Origin of the sequence: Sphingomonas naphthae, from assembly GCF_028607085.1 — a bacterium.
GTDB lineage: Bacteria > Pseudomonadota > Alphaproteobacteria > Sphingomonadales > Sphingomonadaceae > Sphingomonas_Q > Sphingomonas_Q naphthae.
This window is the reverse complement of sequence record NZ_CP117411.1, coordinates 1,638,860-1,657,114: the sequence shown is the minus strand read 5'-3', so window position 1 is coordinate 1,657,114 and position 18,255 is coordinate 1,638,860. Positions and strand designations below refer to the sequence as shown.

Annotated in this window: 18 protein-coding genes and 1 tRNA gene; 5 read left to right on the top strand and 14 right to left on the bottom strand. The window is 66.6% G+C overall.

Features of this window, described 5'->3' with window-relative positions:
- Window positions 1-289: 289 nt before the first annotated feature.
- Window positions 290-1,357: a potassium channel family protein gene (locus PQ455_RS07855; RefSeq protein WP_273690686.1), complete on the top strand. Its 1,068-nt coding sequence runs from the start codon at window positions 290-292 to the stop codon at window positions 1,355-1,357.
- A 366-nt stretch (window positions 1,358-1,723) separates the two neighbouring features.
- Here PQ455_RS07855 and PQ455_RS07850 read toward each other — a convergent pair whose 3' ends face one another.
- The 5 genes from PQ455_RS07850 to PQ455_RS07830 all read right to left on the bottom strand — a co-directional run bounded on the left by PQ455_RS07850 (window position 1,724) and on the right by PQ455_RS07830 (window position 4,795).
- On the bottom strand, window positions 1,724-2,128 hold the full coding sequence (locus PQ455_RS07850; protein ID WP_273690685.1) for a hypothetical protein: 405 nt from the start codon (window positions 2,126-2,128) through the stop codon (window positions 1,724-1,726).
- Between the two features lie 38 nt (window positions 2,129-2,166).
- Complete coding sequence (locus tag PQ455_RS07845; RefSeq protein ID WP_273690683.1) at window positions 2,167-2,388, bottom strand: helix-turn-helix domain-containing protein; 222 nt, start codon at window positions 2,386-2,388, stop codon at window positions 2,167-2,169.
- 2 nt (window positions 2,389-2,390) lie between these two features.
- Window positions 2,391-2,912 carry a DUF2975 domain-containing protein gene (locus tag PQ455_RS07840; protein ID WP_273690682.1) on the bottom strand — a complete coding sequence of 174 codons (522 nt, stop codon included), beginning with the start codon at window positions 2,910-2,912 and terminating at the stop codon, window positions 2,391-2,393.
- A 472-nt stretch (window positions 2,913-3,384) separates the two neighbouring features.
- Complete coding sequence (locus tag PQ455_RS07835) at window positions 3,385-3,822, bottom strand: GFA family protein (RefSeq protein ID WP_273690680.1); 438 nt, start codon at window positions 3,820-3,822, stop codon at window positions 3,385-3,387.
- Window positions 3,823-3,892: 70 nt separating this feature from the next.
- Complete coding sequence (locus tag PQ455_RS07830) at window positions 3,893-4,795, bottom strand: aldo/keto reductase (RefSeq protein WP_273690679.1); 903 nt, start codon at window positions 4,793-4,795, stop codon at window positions 3,893-3,895.
- A gap of 154 nt (window positions 4,796-4,949) precedes the next feature.
- Between PQ455_RS07830 and PQ455_RS07825 the strand changes: the two genes are divergently transcribed.
- Together PQ455_RS07825 and PQ455_RS07820 are read left to right on the top strand one after the other, a co-directional pair.
- Complete coding sequence (locus PQ455_RS07825) at window positions 4,950-5,345, top strand: MerR family transcriptional regulator (protein WP_273690678.1); 396 nt, start codon at window positions 4,950-4,952, stop codon at window positions 5,343-5,345.
- A 327-nt stretch (window positions 5,346-5,672) separates the two neighbouring features.
- Complete coding sequence (locus PQ455_RS07820; protein ID WP_056422467.1) at window positions 5,673-6,071, top strand: VOC family protein; 399 nt, start codon at window positions 5,673-5,675, stop codon at window positions 6,069-6,071.
- 541 nt (window positions 6,072-6,612) lie between these two features.
- Here PQ455_RS07820 and PQ455_RS07815 read toward each other — a convergent pair.
- Window positions 6,613-6,688, bottom strand: a tRNA-Glu gene (locus PQ455_RS07815).
- A 150-nt stretch (window positions 6,689-6,838) separates the two neighbouring features.
- On the opposite strand from PQ455_RS07815, the gene PQ455_RS07810 reads away from it, so the two are divergent.
- On the top strand, window positions 6,839-7,528 hold the full coding sequence (locus tag PQ455_RS07810; protein ID WP_273690676.1) for a cytochrome b: 690 nt from the start codon (window positions 6,839-6,841) through the stop codon (window positions 7,526-7,528).
- A 24-nt stretch (window positions 7,529-7,552) separates the two neighbouring features.
- On the opposite strand, the gene PQ455_RS07805 is transcribed toward PQ455_RS07810, so the two are convergent.
- The 5 genes from PQ455_RS07805 to PQ455_RS07785 form a co-directional block, all read right to left on the bottom strand.
- Window positions 7,553-8,422 carry a TraB/GumN family protein gene (locus tag PQ455_RS07805; protein ID WP_273690674.1) on the bottom strand — a complete coding sequence of 290 codons (870 nt, stop codon included), beginning with the start codon at window positions 8,420-8,422 and terminating at the stop codon, window positions 7,553-7,555.
- A 46-nt stretch (window positions 8,423-8,468) separates the two neighbouring features.
- Window positions 8,469-10,967 (bottom strand): DNA ligase D, encoded by a 2,499-nt coding sequence (gene ligD / locus PQ455_RS07800; protein ID WP_273690672.1) that lies wholly within the window; start codon window positions 10,965-10,967, stop codon window positions 8,469-8,471.
- A gap of 2 nt (window positions 10,968-10,969) precedes the next feature.
- Complete coding sequence (ku, locus tag PQ455_RS07795) at window positions 10,970-11,881, bottom strand: non-homologous end joining protein Ku (RefSeq protein ID WP_273690670.1); 912 nt, start codon at window positions 11,879-11,881, stop codon at window positions 10,970-10,972.
- Window positions 11,882-12,056: 175 nt separating this feature from the next.
- Complete coding sequence (locus PQ455_RS07790; RefSeq protein ID WP_273690669.1) at window positions 12,057-13,709, bottom strand: TadG family pilus assembly protein; 1,653 nt, start codon at window positions 13,707-13,709, stop codon at window positions 12,057-12,059.
- Between the two features lie 3 nt (window positions 13,710-13,712).
- Complete coding sequence (locus PQ455_RS07785) at window positions 13,713-14,165, bottom strand: TadE/TadG family type IV pilus assembly protein (RefSeq protein ID WP_273690668.1); 453 nt, start codon at window positions 14,163-14,165, stop codon at window positions 13,713-13,715.
- Between the two features lie 291 nt (window positions 14,166-14,456).
- Between PQ455_RS07785 and PQ455_RS07780 the strand changes: the two genes are divergently transcribed.
- Window positions 14,457-15,254: a PAS domain-containing protein gene (locus PQ455_RS07780; RefSeq protein WP_273690667.1), complete on the top strand. Its 798-nt coding sequence runs from the start codon at window positions 14,457-14,459 to the stop codon at window positions 15,252-15,254.
- A gap of 51 nt (window positions 15,255-15,305) precedes the next feature.
- Here PQ455_RS07780 and PQ455_RS07775 read toward each other — a convergent pair whose 3' ends face one another.
- The 3 genes from PQ455_RS07775 to PQ455_RS07765 form a co-directional block, all read right to left on the bottom strand.
- Window positions 15,306-15,863: an outer membrane protein gene (locus PQ455_RS07775; protein ID WP_273690666.1), complete on the bottom strand. Its 558-nt coding sequence runs from the start codon at window positions 15,861-15,863 to the stop codon at window positions 15,306-15,308.
- 371 nt (window positions 15,864-16,234) lie between these two features.
- Window positions 16,235-17,002: a LytR/AlgR family response regulator transcription factor gene (locus PQ455_RS07770; protein WP_273690664.1), complete on the bottom strand. Its 768-nt coding sequence runs from the start codon at window positions 17,000-17,002 to the stop codon at window positions 16,235-16,237.
- A 68-nt stretch (window positions 17,003-17,070) separates the two neighbouring features.
- Complete coding sequence (locus PQ455_RS07765) at window positions 17,071-18,141, bottom strand: sensor histidine kinase (RefSeq protein WP_273690662.1); 1,071 nt, start codon at window positions 18,139-18,141, stop codon at window positions 17,071-17,073.
- Between the last annotated feature and the right edge of the window lie 114 nt (window positions 18,142-18,255).

The window sequence follows — 18,255 nt, the reverse complement described above, 5'->3', positions numbered from 1 at the left end:
ATTTTCACCGCACGGTGACCGATCCTGTGTGATGGGCGAATAAGCCATCATGCGGCCGAACCTGCTTTCGAGAATGATCTCCAGGCCATCGCCCGGACCGGTGCGAGGCGGGCGTCAGCCCGCCGAGCGAGATTATCAGCGCGAATACGAACACCAGTCCAGAGCGGCTTGATAGGCGGTCATGATCGTCGTCAGTTTGTGCTGCAAGTCGCTCTCCCGGCGGACGTTTCTGATGCCGGTTACTTCGCCCACGGCTGTCCAACGCGCCGATCCGCGCTAAGGCACCATCATGCTTCGCCCGGACCCGCCCCCCGTCGAGCGCTCACCCGTCCTGCGCCAGCGCGGCCGCACACCAATATGGCTGGCGTTGTCGTGGCGGATCGGCCTGGCGCTCGCGCTGATCGGCGTCGCGCTGGCCGGGCACTGGTTCGACCGGACGGGATTGCGCGACAATGTCGACGGCAGCGTCAGCTTCGTCGACGTCGTGTATTTCACGATGATCACGGTGACGACGGTCGGTTATGGCGACATCGTCCCCGTCACCGACCGCGCGCGCATGTTCGATACTTTCGTGGTGACGCCGGTGCGGCTGTTCGTCTGGCTGATCTTTCTTGGGACGGCCTACGACTTCCTGTTGAAACGCGTTTGGGAGAGGTGGCGCATGCGCGTCCTGCAGAACGATCTTCACGGCCATATCATCGTGGCGGGCCACGGCACGAGCGGCACCGAGGCGGTCGCGGAGTTGATCCGTCGCGGCAACTACCGCGACAAGATCGTCGTGATCGACCCGCGTGCCGACGCCCTGGACAAGGCCGAGGGCGAAGGCGTCGTCGTGCTGGCCGGCGATGCCACGCGCAACACCACGCTGGAGGCGGTGCACGTGGCCCGCGCGAGCGCGATGATCGTTGCGGCGGGGCGCGACGACACCTCGATCCTGATCGTCCTGACGGCGCGACGGCTGGCGGCAACCCTGCCGATCAGCGTCGTGATCCGGTCGGAGGACAACGAAGCGCTGGCGACGCAGGCCGGTGCCAACACCGTGATCAATCCGGCGAGCTTTGCCGGTCTGTTGCTCGCCGGATCGACCAGCGGGCCGCATCTGGCCGATTACATGATGGATCTGGCCGGGCTTCACGGCGCGGTGTCGCTCCACGAACGCGCCGTCGCGCCGCACGAGATCGGCAAGCCGCTATCGGCGATCACCACCGGCATGGGGTTGCGCGTGTACCGGAACGAGGTGCGTTACGGTTTCTGGCAACCGGAAGTACACGTGCTGGAAACGGGGGACCGGATCATCGAGGTCGTACCAAGCAAGACCGACCAAGCACCGCCTCCGTTCCGGCATCGAAACAGATGATAGTTTGGCTGTCAAAGCGACGAAGGACGGCCGTTGGGCCATCGGACTTAGAACGGCAGGTTGCGACCCAAATATCGCCGTTCCCCTGTGGGATGCGAACGTTCGTATGTGGCAGAAGCCGCCTGCCGAGCGTCATGAAGCTGCCAGACAGCAAGCGCCCCACGCTTGGACGTTCAGGCCACCGATCCGCGCTCCCGATAACGGCCATTTGTTGAGCGCAATCTTTCCCGTTTCTCCGTCTCCGCTAGGTTATTTCGGGAGAGAGCAATCGGGAACAGATTTTGGGAAAAGGTGTGCCCCGGACGGCTCTCGCCGCGACCGCCTAGGCGATTGTCCCGCTTTGGGTTCGCAATCAAGAAAGCTGTCCTACCGACGCCACCGCTCCGCTGGTGCAAGAATGTAGGCGCGCAGCGCATGGTCCCACGGAATGACCAGCGCGACCAGTACCGCCATCAGGCACTCCATCGCCGTCTCGGCCGCAGCCGGATTGAGGCGACCGGCTGACCACAGCGGCAAGGCGACGCGCAGCAGCCAGAGCGCCTTCCATGTGACTTCCCAGAACAGCAGCGGCAGCATCCTCACGGGATGACGCAGGCCCACGAGAGCGAGTAGCGACAGCGCGCCCAGCATGGCGACGATGACACCGCGATCCGGTGCCCACGTCTTCGCCGGATTGATGATGGAGGGCCAGACGGTCAGGCCAAGGCCGACGATCAGCAGGAGGTAGCCGGCGCGCAGCAGGTTGGCGCGCCAAGGGGCGAGTTCGGGCATGGTGGATCGCTCCGGTATAAGGGACCGCCGCGTTGCCGTCAGCGGCCGGGTGGTTCGTCAGGCTGGAATGAGAGGAGGTCGCCCGGCTGGCAGTCCAGCACGGCGCAGATCGCCTCCAGGGTGGAGAAGCGGATCGCCTTCGCCTTGCCAGTTTTGAGGATCGACAGATTAGCAAGGGTGATATCGACCGCCTGCGACAAGTCGGTAAGCGACATGCGCCGTCGTGCCAGCACGTCGTCCAGATGCACGGTGATCGGCATCGTCAGACGGTGCCCGACAGATCATCGCGCATGAGCGATCCGGTGGCGAACACACGAGCCAACATGAACACCATCAACGTAGCCAGCCATCCGCCTACCGAGATACCGCCGGCGGGTGCTGCCGAACCGAGGCTCGGCCAGTATCTCGCCAGCAGCGTGCAGGGGAGATCGAGCAGTTGCAGGGCGAGCAGCGCCGAACCGATCCGCCGCAGTCGGTCGGCGTTGGTCGGAACGAAGGGATCGCCGTACCGGGCGCTCGCTATGACGCCTGCCAAGGGAGCCAGCAGCCGGTCGGTAGCGATCGTCATGGCGACACCGATCAGCATGAGGAACCGGATGCCGGTGAGGGCAGCGGCCACGTCAACCGCCGGGTCGGCTCTGACCAGCATGTCGCGGTGGAAGCCGGGTGAAACCCATGTCCCGGCCAGCCCGGCCGCGATGGCGACGAAGAGCAGTCCGTTCACAGCACGGCCGATGCGGACGATCGCTGCCGCACCTCGTACCAACTGATCCTGCTGCCGCATCGACGCCTCCCTTATTGATATTCAATAAGAGAGCGCTGCTACATGAGTCAATCCAGTTTATCGAAAAACGATGTCTCGGGATGGATTGCCAGCTTTGGGAGCCTACATGTCCTATCCCAAACTTCGATCCTTATTGGGAAAGGCGGCTGCGCCGAGCATGTCGGTTATCGCCATCTGCCTTCCCGAAAGCGGTCGGCCCGCTAACCACCACAGCTGCGCGTTCCGCGCCGACAATTGATCGAGGTGGCAATGACCGCTTCCAGCAGAATCCGCGGTCGCCGGGAACGACGGTTTTGTCCCACGACCCGGCGGCCGGCTTAAGGCAGCACGCGACCAACTCAAGCCGTTCCATCACCACGGCAAGAGAGTCGGCTTGCGCCAAAACCAGTCATACACCTGGCATCATTTGTCCCGAGCAGAAGCTCGCTAGAATGTGGAACTGCGAAGCTCATCGCTCGACGCTTGCAGACCCTTACTTGCCAAGCGCGGCCTCGAACTGCGCAGGCGTCGGCGTTTTCTCGAAGGCGGGAGCCTTTTCGGGCAGAGTCACCCAAGGCTGGGCGCTGCTGGTCCAGATATGGACCGCAGGCACAACCTCGTCGCTGCGGTCGAGCGTTCCCGCGCGCAGGATGATCATGCCCGGAACCGCGCTGTTGCGGTTGGCGATGCGTGTCATGCAGCGTGCGCATCCAAGATGCTCGGACGGCATCTGCTCCACATCGTCCACCCGGAAGCGATGCGCGCCCGGGTCCAGCGAAAGGATTGCTTCGGGCAGCATCGCGTGGAGCGCGAAGGCGCTTCCGCTCCATGTCTGGCAGTCCCGGCAATGACAGGCATAGATGAGCGGCAGGGCGTCGAGGGCGATATCGTAACGGATCGTGCCGCAACGGCACCCTCCCGTGATCGGCATGAGCATTCCCTGTTCCGAAGGGTGAGTGGCAGGCGGTTGCCTGCCCGATTACCGGGCAATGTACGTCCCATCAAACCGCGATGCCCTGAACGGCAGCGGCGAGCGGTTCGAGCGCCTGTATCGCCGCTTCACTCGGGCGCAGCAGGGCTGCGGCCAGATTTTCCTCGAGACGCGCGCGCTTGCGGGTGCCCGGGATCGGCACGCAGGCGACGCCGAGTTCAGCCGCCTGTGCATAGAGCCACGCCAGCGCGAGTTGCGCCGGGGTGGCCCCCATGTCGGTGGCAATCCCCTCGATCCGTTCGACGAGCCGGGCATTCGCATCGACATTCTCCGCCGAGAAGCGCGGGAAATTCTGGCGCGCATCGTCCGCCCCCAATGTGGCGCCGAAGGGCCGCCCGGTCAGCATCCCGCGTCCCAGCGGTGAATAGGGCACCACCGTCACTCCGAGTTCCGCCGCCGCCGGGATCACCTCGCGTTCGATGTCGCGCGTGAATATCGACCATTCCGATTGCAGCGCCGCGATCGGATGCAGGGCATGCGCCGCTCGCAATTCGGCCGCATCCACTGCACACAGTCCCAGCCAGCGGATCTTTCCTTCGGCGACGAGGTCGGCCATCGCGCCGATGCTGTCCTCCAGCGGCACGGCGGGGTCACGCCGGTGCATATAGTAAAGGTCGATGGTGTCGACGCCGAGCCGCCGGAGCGAACGCTCTGCCGCTGCGCGCATGAATTCGGGCCGGTTGTTGAGACTCCAGTCGTCGGGACGCTCGGGCGAGCGGGCGTAGCCGAACTTGGTGGCGATCAGCACGCGGTCCCGGTGCGCCCGCACGAAAGGCGAAAGAAACGTCTCGTTGGCCCCCATGCCGTACATGTCGGCGGTGTCGAACAGGGTGACGCCCAATTCCAGGGCGCGCTCCAGCGTGGCGCGCGATTCGGCCTCGTCGGTCGCGCCGTAGAATTCGCTCATGCCCATGCAGCCGAGACCCTGGACGCCGATGAGGGGGCCGTCCTGACCGAGTGGAACCTGCGGGATTGGAGAGGAAAGGCCGGTCATTTTGTGTCTCCAGTTTCTGACAGGCCAGCCCTATAACCGTGGACCTTAGTCCATGGTCAAGAGCGCTTCCGTGATGCTGATTTCCCAGTTTTCCAAAGCGACCGGCCTGTCGCTCGACACGATCCGGTTCTACGTCCGCAAGGGGCTGCTGAGCCCGGGGCGGAACGGCAAGGGCGGCGCCAACCCCTATCAGGTCTTCGGCCCGCAGGACGTCACGGCGGCGCGGATGATCCGGCTGCAACAATCACTGGGCTATTCGCTAAGGGAAATCGCGGCACTGGGTGCCGAGTACCGTGCGGGTGCGGACTCGCCTGCACGAACCGCCGAAGTCTTGAGGATGCAGATGGCGAAACTCGAGGTGCGACGCTCCGAGCTCGAGTCCGCCCTCCAATTTCTAGGCAGGAAGCTCGCATGGGTGGAAGCGGGCCAGCCTGCGGACGGGCCAAATTGGCAAGACTTTATTTGCTGAACAGTTGGCTTCGATCTTATTCCATCACTGATCACCGAATGTCCGCTCGCGCCGAAAGCCGTCATTCGCCGGATGGCTCGCGAACGACGGCTAAGTCCCAAGATCCGGCCGTAGCTCCCGGCTGCAGTCCAGATTTCGCCGTTCGCTAAACGGGACGCGAACGTCCGGATTTGACGGGAGCTGCCGATCGATCCTCATGAAACCGCCGGTCGGCAGCCGCCCCAGTAGCGGACATTCCGAGGACTCGGGGGTGACCGCGGATCATGTGCCTGTTAGGTGAGATCGCCAATGGCGATCGGAAGTCGATCAGCCTTCAGGAGAGTATGCGTGCTTTTTCACACCATGGTCGGATCGAACGACATTGAACGGTCTAAGCGCTTCTACGACACGGTGCTCGGCACCTTGGGTGCAGGGGAAGGGACGAGGAACATCGCCGACAGCGGCCATACACGTCTGATCTACAATAACGGCAACGGGACCAATTTCATCGTCAGCCAGCCGATCAACGACGAACCGGCAAGCGTCGCCAACGGCAGCACCGTCGCCTTTTCCTGCGACTCGCCCGAGCAGGTGAAGCAGCTTCACGATACCGCCGTTGCCGCTGGCGGGACCTCGATCGAAGCTCCGCCCGGACCGCGCGAAACTGCCTCCATGGGCACCATCGAACTGGCCTATTTTCGTGATCCCGACGGTAACAAACTGTGCGGTATTCATTTTCCTGCCTGATCCGTCCGGCACCAGTCCGCTTCTGACCCTACCGGACCTCGATCATGCGATCCCGCGAATGTCCGCTTTCCACCAATCGTCCGCGTTCCCGACCCAAAAGCCAGCGCACTTTCCCGATAGCTGCCCGGTTGGTGGCGAGGTAAAGGGTCGGGGCGGAATCGCCCCACAATTACGCGTTCCGCGCCGGCATTCGATCGGGGTGGCAATGACCGCTTCCAGCAGAATCTGCCGTTGCCGCAGGTTGTTGGGAATGACGGATTTGTCCCAAATTAAGCCATTTCGAGCGGGAGGTGGTGCTCGCGAATGCAATCGGACCGTTCACATGAATGAGCGGCCGGTTTCGGAAAGCAGGAAAGTCTGCTTGAATGGCCGGGATTGGGTCAGATGCGCCCACCAAGCGACATCGGCTGCCGTCTCACGGCAGTTCAAGCACGCGCGCTGAAGCGCGCGGAAGCCCAATCAAAGTGTGGGACGAAATGGCGCCTCATCAATGCCGCTATCCGGCATTTCGTCCGCGCGTCAGCCATTTAGGGCTTGACGATGGTGACCCCTACGGGACTCGAACCCGTGTTTTCGCCGTGAGAGGGCGACGTCCTAGACCGCTAGACGAAGGGGCCGTTCGCGGAGACGCGGCCCCTAAGGGGGTGGGGCGGGCGAGTCAAGCGGGGTGTGGGCAACGGCGGGGTGCTTTTCCTCCTCCCCCCAGGCTATTGCGGGCGGCCGCGCCCCGCCGCAGGATCGGGCGACAACCCATCGAGGGGATAGGCATGGCGCTCATGACGACCGATACCCGCTATACGAAGGTCGCGATCGCGCTGCATTGGGCGATCGCGGCGCTGATCCTGTGCAATCTGGCGCTGGGCTTCTTCATGGAGGGGTTCGAGCAGCCCCTGCGCGGCTTCGTGATCCAGACCCATATCTCCTCTGGCATCACCGTGCTGCTGCTCAGCATCGTGCGGATCGTGTGGCGGCTGACGCATCGCCCGCCGCCGTTCGCGCCGGGCACCAGGGGATGGGAGAAGGGCCTCGCCCATCTCGTCCATTTCCTGCTCTATGTGGCGATGGTGCTGATGCCGCTGTCCGGCTGGGCTCTGATCTCGGCCAATCCGCCGCCCCCGCCGCCCGGCCAGATCGAGGCCGCGCCGGCACCCGTGCCCGGCGGCGCTGCCCCCGCCGCCGCCGCGCCCAAGGCGCGCCGTGGCGGGCCGACCAAATTGTGGTGGGTCATCCCCTGGCCCAAGATCGGCCCGATCCAGCGGATGGGCACCACGCCCCAGGGCATCGCGGAGCAGAAGTTGCTCCACGACACGCTGGTGGAGCGGCACATGCAGATCGCGTGGATCATCATCGCGCTGCTCGTCCTCCATGTCGGCGGCGCGCTGAAGCACCAGTTCGTCGATGGGCAGGCGGAATTCGCGCGGATGGGGATCGGCCGGGGGCGGCGCGCGCCGCGCTGATCGGGGGCGGACGTCGCGGGGGCCTTATTGCACCCGCGTCGCCTTCAGGCCCTTCTTCGCGAGGAACGCCTGTACGCTGGCCTCGCCGCCCAGATGGCCCGCGCCGACCGCCAGGAACACCGTGCCGGGCCGCGCCATCCGCGCCGCGATCCAGTCGGCGAAGCGGGCGTTGCGGTCGTCGAGCAGGAGGCGACGGATTTCGGGCGCGTCCTTCAGCCCCTCGTTCATCAGTCGGGCGAGGGCGGGGGCGTCGCCTTTTTCCCAGGCGGCGATCATCGGGCGCAGCTTGCCGTCGGCCTCGGCCATTTCCTCGACGCTCTCGTCGAGCAATTTCTTCTGGTCCGCCGCAGAGAGTCCGTCGAGCAGCGCCAGTTGCGCGTCGAACCCCTCCAGCCCCTCGACCGGCTTGGCCGCGGCACCCGCCGCCGCCTGCAATTGCGGCTCGACGCCCGACCCGGCCTTGATCCCTATCCGGTCGAGCGCGAGGAAAGTGAGGAGGGTGGCGGCATACCATGGCTCGAACCGGTCGAGCATGTCCGCCGGGCGGCCTTCCGCCACCAGCGCCTTGCCGAGTTTGGCGGCACTCTCCGGCCCGACGATCGCGGTGAGGCTGCGGCCGGCGGGATCGATCGCGCGCGCCATCATCACCCGCGCCGCCTCGGCCGGGGGCGGGGCGACCGTCTCGATCACGAGCGCGTCGGCTTTGTCGAACGCGGCCTTCACCGGCCCCTCGAACCAGCGCTCGCCCGCCGGCAGGACGTGGACCGTGCCGAACAGATAGATGGTCGTGTCGGCGTCCTTCACCTGCCACAGCGCGGGTTTGGCGGGGGCAGGGGGGGCGGCCGGAGCGGTGGTGGCGAGGAGGAGGGCGGCAAGGGCAGCGATACGGATCATGGCGCCCCTACTAACCGATCCTTCCTGAAGATCATCCCGTTTGCCATCACGCGGCGGGCAGGGCCTGTCTGGCGACGGCCCAGCCCCTGAGCGCCTTGCTGCCAGCCCGCTTCACCAGTTCGGCGCCGTCCAGCACCGACCAGCGCGCGGGCGTCTCCACGTCGCGCAACTCCTCCCATGTCACCGGCGCCGCGACCGGGGTGTTGGCGCGGGCGCGGGCGGAGTAGGGCAGGACGGCGGTGGCGCCGCGCTGGTTGCGGAGCCAGTCGAGGAAGATGCGGCCCTTGCGCTCCACCTTCTTCATGTTGGCGGTGAAGCGATCGGGGTGGGCCGCGGCCAGCGCGCGGGAGAAGCGGCTGGCGAAATCCTTCACCGCCGGCCATTCGGCCGACGCATCCAGCGGCACCACGACATGCACGCCCTTGCCGCCCGACAGCAGCGGCCAGCTCTTCAGGCCGAGCCCGGCGAGTTCGTCGCGCAGCAGGAAGGCGGCGTGCTTCACCGCCTCGAAGCCCAGCCCCTCATCGGGATCGAGATCGAAGACCATCCGGTCGGGGGCCTCTACAGCCTCGATCATCGATCCCCAGCCGTGAAATTCGATCGTGCCCATCTGCACGCAGGCCATCATCCCTTCGGCATCGTCGACGTAGAGATAGGGTTCGGTCGATCCGTCCTTCTCGCGGATGGGGACGTGGTGGACATGATCGCCAAAGCTGCCGCTGTCATGCTTCTGGAAGAAGCAATGTTTGGCGCGGCCCTGGGGGCAGCGGACGAGGCTGACAGGGCGGCGGGAGAGCCATGCCAACAGCGGCTCGGCGACCTCGGCATAATAAGCCGCGAGCTGGCCCTTGGTGATGCCGCTGTCGGGGTCGATCACCCGATCGGGGCTGGTGATGCCGGCTGGGGCCTGCGTGGCGGCCTTGGCGCGTTTGGTGGCCTTGGCGGCGGGGGCGGCTTTCTCCTCGGTGACGTCGCCTGCGGGCTTGTCCTCGCGCAGACCGAGGAAGCTGGCGTGGCGCAGCACGCCCTCTTCGGTGAATTCGGCGAAGGCGACCTCGGCGACGAGCTTCGGCGTTACCCAATGCGCCCCGCGCACCGCCGCGCGGGGGGCCTCGACCGGGGCGGTCTTGCGCTCGAGCGGCTTCATCCGGGCGAGCAGATCGTCCATCAGCGCCGCGTTGAAACCGGTGCCGACCTTGCCGGCGTAGCGCAGCCGGCCATCCTCATGCAGCCCAAGCAGCAGGCTGCGGAAGCCGCGCGCCTTGTCGGAGGGCGTCCAGCCGACGATCACGAATTCCTGCCGGCGGGTGCATTTCACCTTCACCCAGGCCGGGCTGCGGCGGCCGGTGCGATAGGGGGCGTCGGCGCGCTTGGAGATGATGCCTTCCAGCCCCTCGGCGCAGATTCCCGAAAACATCGCCTCGCCCGATCCGGTGACATGCTCGGCATAATGGAGTGGTTCGGGGGCGTCGTGCAGCAGCGCCGCCAGCCGCGCCTTGCGCTCGGTGTTGGGCAGCGACGTCAGATCCTCACCGTCCTGCTCCAGCAGGTCGAAGGCGAAATAGTGGAGCGCGCCGGTGCCGCCATCCTTCAGCGCGGCCTGCAATCGCTGGAAGCTGGGGTGGCCGTTGGCGTCCATTGCCACCACTTCGCCATCGATCAGCGCCGATCCGGGGAGGGCGGCCGCCGCCTCGACCACGCCGGCGAAGCGATCCGACCAGTCGAGCCCGGTGCGCGTCCACGCCTTGGCCTTGCCGCCGCCGACGCCGATCAGGGTGCGATAGCCGTCATACTTCACCTCGTGGATCCAGCCCGATCCGGCGGGGACGGCATCGACCAAGGTGGCCAGTTGCGGTTCGCGGAAGGTGGGGAGCTTGCCCCTGGACGCCTTGGCAGGGGCGGCCTTCTTCGCGGCGGCCGGCCTGCGCTTCGCGACCTTGGGTTCTTCGCCCCCCGCGATCTCGGCCATCGTACGACCGGTTTCGACGCTGGTGATGGCCTGGCCTACCAGATCGTCCGACCCGCCGGCGAAATCGTCCGCAACCTTCCGCAGCAGCCAGTTCTCGGCCTTCTCGCGCCCGCGCGGTTTCAGGCGGACCATGATCCATTCGCCCTTCATCCGCTCGCCATCGAGCGTGAAGTGGAGGTGGCCCTCGGCGAGCGTCTTGATGGGGTCCTTGCCGGGCAAAGGCGTCCAGGTGCCGCGATCCCACAGCATCACCGTGCCGCCGCCATATTCGCCCTTGGGGATCGTCCCCTCGAAGGTGGCGTAGGAGAGGGGGTGATCCTCGGTGCGGACGGCAAGGCGCTTGTCGTCGGGATCGAGGCTCGGCCCGCGCGTCACCGCCCAGCTCTTGAGCACGCCCTCCAGCTCGAGCCGGAAGTCCCAGTGCAGCCGGGTCGCGTCATGCTTCTGCACCATGAAGAGGTGGCTGTCGGGCGTCTCGCCGCGCTGTCCCGCCGGCTCCTTCGTGCGGCTGAAATCGCGCTTGGCATTGTAGCGCGCCAGCGGATCGTCGCCCGCCGGGGCCGCCGCCTTCGCCACGATCAGGCCCGCTTGCGCGCCGGCGCCTTCTTGGCGGGCGCCTTACGGGTGGTGGTCGTGTCATTGGCGGGCTTCTTCGGCGCGGCCTTCCTGGCCGGGGCCTTGGCGGCGGGCGCCTCCTTGGCGTTGCCCTTCTCGAGCGACTTCTTGAGCGCCGCCATCAGGTCGACGACGTTGCCGCCGCGCGCCGCCGGCTTGGCATCCTCCTCGTCGGTCTCGATCGTGCGGCCCTTGCGCTTGCGCTCGATCAGCTCCTTGAGCGCGTCGATATAGCGATCGTGGAAATGGGCGGCGTCGAACTTGCCGGCCTTCTTGTCGATCAGCGTCGTTGCCAGATCGAGCAGATCCTCCTCGGGCTTGGTGTCGCCGATGTCGCGGAAATAGCCGGAAGCGCGGTGGACCTCGTCCGAATAGCGCAACGTCTCCAGCACCAGCCCGCGCCCGCAGGGTTTCAGGCTGACGACATATTCGCGGCCGCGCAGCGCCAGCTGGCCCATGCCGATCTTGCGCGTCTTGCGCAGCGCCTCGCGCAGCACGACGAACGCCTCCTCGGCCAGATCGTCGGCCGGCACGACATAATAAGGCTTGTCGTAATAGATCGGGTCGATCGAATCATAATCGACGAACTGGGTCAGCTCGAGCGTCTTCTTGCTCTCCAGCTTGACCGCCGCGATCTCGTCCTCGTCGAGCAGGACGTAATGACCCTTCTCGAACTCATAGCCCTTCAGGATTTCGTCAGGGTCGACCGGGCCGATGCCGGGCACGACCTTCTCATATTTGATCCGCTTGCCGGAGGGTTCGTGGATCTGGTGGAAGGCGACCGTCGCGCCGCTCTTGGTGGCGGAATAGATCTGCACCGGGATCGAGACCAGCGCGAGGCGGATCTGGCCTTGCCAATAGGGTCGTGCCGCCATGATCGCCATCCTTCGTTGCGAAGGCGATTCAAAGCGCGAGAGGGGGGAGGGTTCCCCCACCCCCCGTCCGTTCGTCCCGAGCGAAGTCGAGGGACGGGAGGCTGGGCGCAGCGCGCGGGGCACGCCCCTCGACTTCGCTCGGGACGAACGGGCGTTTTGAGGCGGGCTCCAGGGGTTACGCCACCAGCGAAGGCACCCCGCAGCGCACCCCGTTGATCCGCACGTCCGCCTGCCCCAGCCGGATGCCCAGCAAATTGGTGACCGAGCCCAGCACCGCGTCGAGCGGCGGCCCGGCGGCCTCCAGCAGGTCGCCGACCAGAGCGCCGACCGTGAGGCTCGGCAGCTTGAGCGCGCCCAGTTGCACGCCGATCGACAGGCTCTTGGTGAGCGATGTGGCGAGCGCGGTGATGGCGCCGGTGGCGGTAACGGTCTTGACCGTCTGGGCGCTGATCTCGGCGTTGGTGAAGGGCACGGTCTGCCAGTTCTGCGAGGACAGATCGGTGCGGGCATTGATCGTGACGGTCAGCAGCAGCAGGTTGATCGCGGCCGCCGGCGTTTCGGGCAAGGCGACGGTCTGGTTGGTGAAGGTCGATGCCGGGGTGGTCGGCACTTCGGCGATCGAGGCGTGGCCGATGCCAGGCTTGACCAGCAAGGCCGCCGTCTTGGAGCCGCTGACGCAGCTCAGGGTGGAGAGCTTGGCCTGCGCCTCGGCCAGCTCGACATAGAGCGGCAGGCGGATGCTGGCGACATTGTAGAGCGACGACAGCAGGCCGACCGACAGCACGTTGGTGTCGAGATAGATGCGCGTCTGGCTGGTGCGGATCACGGTGGTGCCGCTGTTGGTGACGGTGAGCCAGGGCGAATTCACCATCCGGTCGCCGATCGCGATATACAGCTTCACATTGGCGAGGCCGGGGATGCCGGTGCCGAGATTGGCGGTGATCTGGCGCGGCCCGCCCGAGGTTTGCAGCAGCGCCTGGATCAGATCCCAGCTGTTGGCATTGATCGGCGCGCCGGGGGCGGCATGATCCTGCTTGCCGATCGGCCCGAGCGAGATGAGCGCCGAGAGCGAGGTGGCGCTCATGCCGATGGTGGAGGGCACGATCTTGCGGACGGCGGCGGCGGCGGTCGTCGAGCCCTGCGCATCGAGCGTGCTGGCGATGGCGCCCAGCGTGTTGCCGACACTGTTGCTGATCGCCAGCGTCTGTTCGAACGTCATCGCCTGCGCGGACAGCTGCGTCTGGAGGATCTTGCTGAAAGCGAGCAGATCGATGTCGGCATCGACCAGCGCCTGATAATCCATCAGGGTGAGGTTGACGGTGGTGCCGGTCAGCCCGCTCAACAAGGCGTTGGCGATACCCCCGTCGAGCGAGGCCAGGCGCGAGCCGAGCGAGAAGGAGGCGAGATCGACCTTGGTAGCGGTGGCGGTGCGTGACACACGAAAGCTGTTGCGGCCGAAGATCTTGCCGAAGAACAGGGGAGAATCCGACTGGAGCGTTACCCGCACCGCATTGGGCGTGCTGCCGCCGGCGGTGAAGCGCGAGGCCATGGCGGCGCTGACGTCATAGCTGCCGGTGGTGACTTCGCTGGCGGTCGCGCGGCTGGCCCAGCCATTGTCGCTGATCGTGCTGGTGACGGCGCTGGTGGGCGCCGAAATGTTCGCGGCGGCGGACAGGGCCGAGGCGTCGGCGATGCCCTGCAAGCGCCGCCCATCGGCGAAGACGGTTGCGGCATCGACCGCGAAGGCCAGGCTCGCCATGCTGGCGACCAGCATGACCGCGACGAGGATCGTGACCGCGCCACGCCGGTCCCGCCAAAGCGAACGCATCGATCAGAGGCCGGCCAGGCGGACCACGGCGACGCGCTGGATCATCGCCGAGGGCAGGGGAATGAACCCCGCCGCCGTCGCCAGATCGGCCTGCGCGTTATAGGCCAGCGTCACGGTCAGCACGGCGCCGGTATCCGCCACATTGGTGGTAACCGTTGTGGTGCTGATCCCGCCGAGCGAAGGGAGTTCGCTGGCGATGGTGGCGTCCACCAGCGACTTGCGCTCCGCCTTGGTCACGCCCCCGATCGCCACGCGCGCGGCATCGTTCGCCACCTGTTGCAGGCCATGGGCGCGCCAGAAATAGGTGCCGTAGACGACGATCGCGAACAGGATCGTGAGCAGCAGGGGCAGAACGAGGGCGAATTCGACAACGGCCGCGCCAGTCGTGTTTCGCCGAAGCGAGCCACGGTTAACCTGGCGTTCAAGGGACGTTTTCCACAGGCCGCGTGTAATCATGTCAAACCTACCTAATGGTGGCGGCAAAATGATGTAATTTGCGTAATGTTGGCAAATTCTGCCGCCATTTACGTAAACAACACCGTTGTCGAGCGGGTTACGCGGTTAAAAGTCCGATTTGGATGATCCGCATATTTCATTTTCACAGCATTTCCCGACACCTCTCAATCTACGGCAGCGGGAGGGCGAGCTATCGTGAAAATGGAACCATTGCGGACCAGTGTGACGTCCGCGGAATTCGTTCGGCATTTCGGGATGTGGCAGGATCGAGCCGCGACGGGGCCGATTTTCGTGACCCATCACGGGCGCGAACGTCTCGTGATCCTGTCCGTTTCCAACTATAGCCAGCTGAGCCAGCGGGCGGTTCAGGCCGATCGTGCCATTGTGGAGCCATCTTCGATCCGCCTCGGCAGCGTTCTCGATCGGCTGGTGCAGGGGTTCATGGCCGTCGATCGCAATCTGGTGGTGACCGAACTCAATCCTGCCGGTGCCTCTTATCTCAAGCTGGCACGCCAGAAGGTGGTCGGCTCGACCCTGGCCGATCTGTTCACCGATTTTGGCCGGACCCTGCTCAACACCTTCATCGTCCGTGCGGTGCAATCGGGCGAGAGTGCGGTGTTCGACCAGCCCTCGCTCACCTTCGAGGGGCGCTGGCTGCGCTTCGAGACGATGCCCTATCTCGACGGGGCGGCGATCCTCTTCCGTGACGTGACCGAGGAGAAGGCGCAGAGGGCGCGGGCCGAGGAGGAAACGGCGATGGCGGCGGCGGCCGCCGCGCACAGCGGGGTCGGCCGGGGCCGGCTGTCGCCGCGCGGCACCTTCGTGTCGGTCGATGCCACGCTGGCGCGGCTGGCGGGTTTCGAGCCCGAGGCGCTCTACCGCGCCCGCCTGACCGATATCCTGCCGCTCGCCCGCCGGGTCGATGCCGCCCACCGGATCGAAGCGGTCCTGGGCGGCGGCGCGGCGCAGAGCTTCACGACCGCTCTGACGGTCAATGGCGGTGGCGAGCGCCCGGTGCGGATCGCGCTGGCCGAATTGCGCGGGGAACATGCCAGCGACGGCGCGGTGGTGATCGTCACGCCGGAATGATCGTTCCTTGACGGATCGGCCGGTCGCCCGCGCGACCGGCCGCCCGAGGTTTCAGAAGCGGACGCCGATGCCGGTCAGCAACTGGTGGCGCTCGGTGCCGCCCTCATAGTTGGAATAGCGATATTCCGCCTTGGCGTAGAGCTTGCCCGAGATCGCCTGCTCATAGCCGACGCCGACCCGTACGCCGTCCAGAGTGTCCGAAAAGCGCGTCGCGGTCGGCACGATGCCGGCGATCAACGAGCCGGTGACGCGGGCGTTAGTATAGCCCGCCAGCGCGTAGAGCGTGCCGGTCTCGCTCACCTTGTGGCCCAGCCGCGCCGCCACCGAGAGATCGCGGCCGGCCTTGGCGCAGGCGCGCACGGTGCCGGCCGACTGGCATTCCTTGACACTGCTCTCGTCGGCATTGGCCTCGATCCCGAGGGTCAGCTTCCGGCCGATCGCATGATCGTAGCCGAGGCCGACGCCATAGACGATGCCGTCGTCATGCCCGCCGCCGGACACCCGATCCCAGCCGCCGTGAATTTCGGCGCGCACGCCCTGGGCCGAGGCCGGCGCGGCGGCGAGGAAAGCGGCCGCCGCAGCGGCCGGGACGAGAAGAAGAATATGCATAAGCAACCCCTTTGATATTCGTGAAACGACACCCGCTTTCCGGGTGCTGGGGTCGATCTAGGCGTGGCGGGCCGCCGCCGACATCGCGCCGCGACCGGCATGACGCGCGGCGGGACGGTGCGACGAAGCTGCATCCCGGCTCGACGAAGCCACCCCGTCGCAGCGATCGCCACCCCGGTCGGCGCGCCCGCTCATCGACGGGGCGGCACCTCTAGGGAGCGGCCGGCGCAGCGACGCGCCGCATCTTAAAAAGGAAACGATAATGACCGACACCATCATCAGCCGCGCCATGAGCGTGATCGCCGCCCTCTTCTTCGCCGCCATGCTCATCAACGCCTCGGTCTCGCTCCCAGCCTGATCGCGCGTGGTCTCTACCGGGAAAGGCCGAGCACCGTCTCGATCGTCGAGACATAGCTCGGCCCGACCTGCACGCTGGCGCCGTCCGCCAGCATCAGGGTGACCGAGCGGCCGTCGCGCCGCACCTCGCTCACCCGCGCCGGCCGCACGAAGGCCGAGCGATGCACCCGCACCAGCGGCGTGCCCGTCAATTTCTCCTCCAGCGCCGTCATCGTCGTCCGCAGCATGAAGCTGCGCAGCGCGGTGTGGAGCAGCACGTAATCGCGCGCCGCCTCGATCCAGTCGATCGATTCCAGCGGCACCCGCACCTGGCCATGGCGGCTGGGCACCCAGAACTCCGGATCGCCGCCCCCGGCCACCGCACCGCCGCGCAGCGCCGCCAGCTGGCTCTCCAGCGCCTCCACCCGATCCGCCGTCCGGTTGAGCATCCGCCGCTTGCGCGCGCGATCGATCGCCTGGCGCAGCCGCTCGAAGCGGACGGGCTTCAGGATATAATCCGCCGCGTCCAGATCGAAGGCGTCGGGCGCATAATGTTCGTGCGCGGTGATGAAGACGATCTCGGGCGCGGGATCGACGGTGATCGCGCCCGCCGTGCGCAGCCCGTTGCGGCCCGGCATCTGCACGTCGAGGATGACCAGATCGGGCAGCGTCTCGCCGATCAGCGCCAGCGCGCTCTCGCCGTCGCCTGCCTCGCCGACGATGGTGACGCCCTCCACATCGGCCAGCAAGGTGCGCAGCCGGTCGATCGCCAGCGTTTCGTCGTCCACCAGCAGAACGCGCATCTCCGTCCCTCCCGCTTCATCGTAGCTCCGCGCCGGGGCGGCCTCAATCGTTCGTGTGAGCATGTCGATCATCGCGCGTCCTCCGCGATCAGGATGCGGACGATACCGTCGTCCTCGGCCATCACTCGGGCTCGGTCGCCGAACATCGCGCCCAGCCGCTCGCGCGTGTCGGCCATTGTGGCGGCGTGCAGCGGGTGGGCGGCGCCGTGGCGCAGCGTCAGCACCAAGATCGCCTCGCGCATCGCCGCCTCGATCCCCACCGTCGCCGCGCCGAAGGGCGAAACGGTCGCCTCAATGGCATCCGCCACGATCGGCTGGAGGAGGAAGGCGGGCACCCGGCGCGGCGCGGCGCGCGGATCGCAGTCGATCGTGACGGTCAGCCGGCCGCCGAAGCGAATCTGCTCGATCGCGAGATAGTCGCCGATCGCGTCCAGCTCGTCCTCCACGCTCACCAGCCCGGCCAGGTCGAGCGCGCTGGTGGTGCGCAGATAGCGGCTGAGCCGGTCGGTCAGCTCCTCCGCCTCGCCGTTGCGCTGGCCGACGATCAGGGCGGACAAGGCGTTGAGGCTGTTGAACAGGAAATGCGGGTCGATCTGCCGGCGCATCGCCTCGATCTGCGCCGCCTGCGCGCCCGCCCGGATCGCCTCGATCCGCCGCTGATCGGCCCAGGAACGCCGCCGCATCAGCGCGAGCTGGAACAGCGCGACGTTCACCGCGAACACGCAGGCATAGTTGAACGCCGCGCCATAGCTGTGGGCGAGGCTGGCGGGTGCGGCCACCCATACCGCGCGATCGGCCAGCCAGCCCGTATAGGCCGCGTCGAACAGCGCCTGCGACAGAGCGGTCGAGAGGATCGCCGGCACCAGCAGCGCGATGCGCAGCGCGGCGTTGCGCGCCGCCGTCATCCGGAACAGCGCGAACAGGGGCATCGCCAGCGCCATCGATACGGTGACCGTCAGGCTGTCCAGCACGACGCTGGCCCAGGCCGAGGGCGGGTAACGCGCGACGATCAGCGGCAGATAGATGAGCAGCACCAGCAGCCACAGGCCGACGGTGATCCGCAGCGCATCGCTCCACCGCGCGAGGGCGGTCGACGGGCTGGCGGGCGGGAGAAGGGGACGGTCGATGGGAAACCCCATGCAGGCGTTCGTGGAAGGCGCCTTCCTGTCCGCACAGGCGGGTCGGGCGCGACCGGGATCGGACGAAGGTGGCGGATCGTGCGACCAATTTGCCCGATCGCATCGCCGGTCGGG

Coding starts and splice junctions, on each gene's coding strand:
- PQ455_RS07845 (WP_273690683.1), bottom strand. CDS start 2,388: ATGCCGATCACCGTGCATCTGGACGACGTGCTGGCACGACGGCGCATG.
- ku (WP_273690670.1), bottom strand. CDS start 11,881: ATGGCGGCACGACCCTATTGGCAAGGCCAGATCCGCCTCGCGCTGGTC.
- PQ455_RS07840 (WP_273690682.1), bottom strand. CDS start 2,912: ATGCGGCAGCAGGATCAGTTGGTACGAGGTGCGGCAGCGATCGTCCGC.
- PQ455_RS07805 (WP_273690674.1), bottom strand. CDS start 8,422: ATGATCCGTATCGCTGCCCTTGCCGCCCTCCTCCTCGCCACCACCGCT.
- PQ455_RS07785 (WP_273690668.1), bottom strand. CDS start 14,165: ATGATTACACGCGGCCTGTGGAAAACGTCCCTTGAACGCCAGGTTAAC.
- PQ455_RS07770 (WP_273690664.1), bottom strand. CDS start 17,002: ATGCGCGTTCTGCTGGTGGACGACGAAACGCTGGCGATCGACCGGCTG.
- PQ455_RS07790 (WP_273690669.1), bottom strand. CDS start 13,709: ATGCGTTCGCTTTGGCGGGACCGGCGTGGCGCGGTCACGATCCTCGTC.
- PQ455_RS07765 (WP_273690662.1), bottom strand. CDS start 18,141: ATGGGGTTTCCCATCGACCGTCCCCTTCTCCCGCCCGCCAGCCCGTCG.
- PQ455_RS07850 (WP_273690685.1), bottom strand. CDS start 2,128: ATGCCCGAACTCGCCCCTTGGCGCGCCAACCTGCTGCGCGCCGGCTAC.
- PQ455_RS07830 (WP_273690679.1), bottom strand. CDS start 4,795: ATGGGCATGAGCGAATTCTACGGCGCGACCGACGAGGCCGAATCGCGC.
- PQ455_RS07825 (WP_273690678.1), top strand. CDS start 4,950: ATGCTGATTTCCCAGTTTTCCAAAGCGACCGGCCTGTCGCTCGACACG.
- PQ455_RS07810 (WP_273690676.1), top strand. CDS start 6,839: ATGGCGCTCATGACGACCGATACCCGCTATACGAAGGTCGCGATCGCG.
- PQ455_RS07775 (WP_273690666.1), bottom strand. CDS start 15,863: ATGCATATTCTTCTTCTCGTCCCGGCCGCTGCGGCGGCCGCTTTCCTC.
- PQ455_RS07855 (WP_273690686.1), top strand. CDS start 290: ATGCTTCGCCCGGACCCGCCCCCCGTCGAGCGCTCACCCGTCCTGCGC.
- PQ455_RS07835 (WP_273690680.1), bottom strand. CDS start 3,822: ATGCCGATCACGGGAGGGTGCCGTTGCGGCACGATCCGTTACGATATC.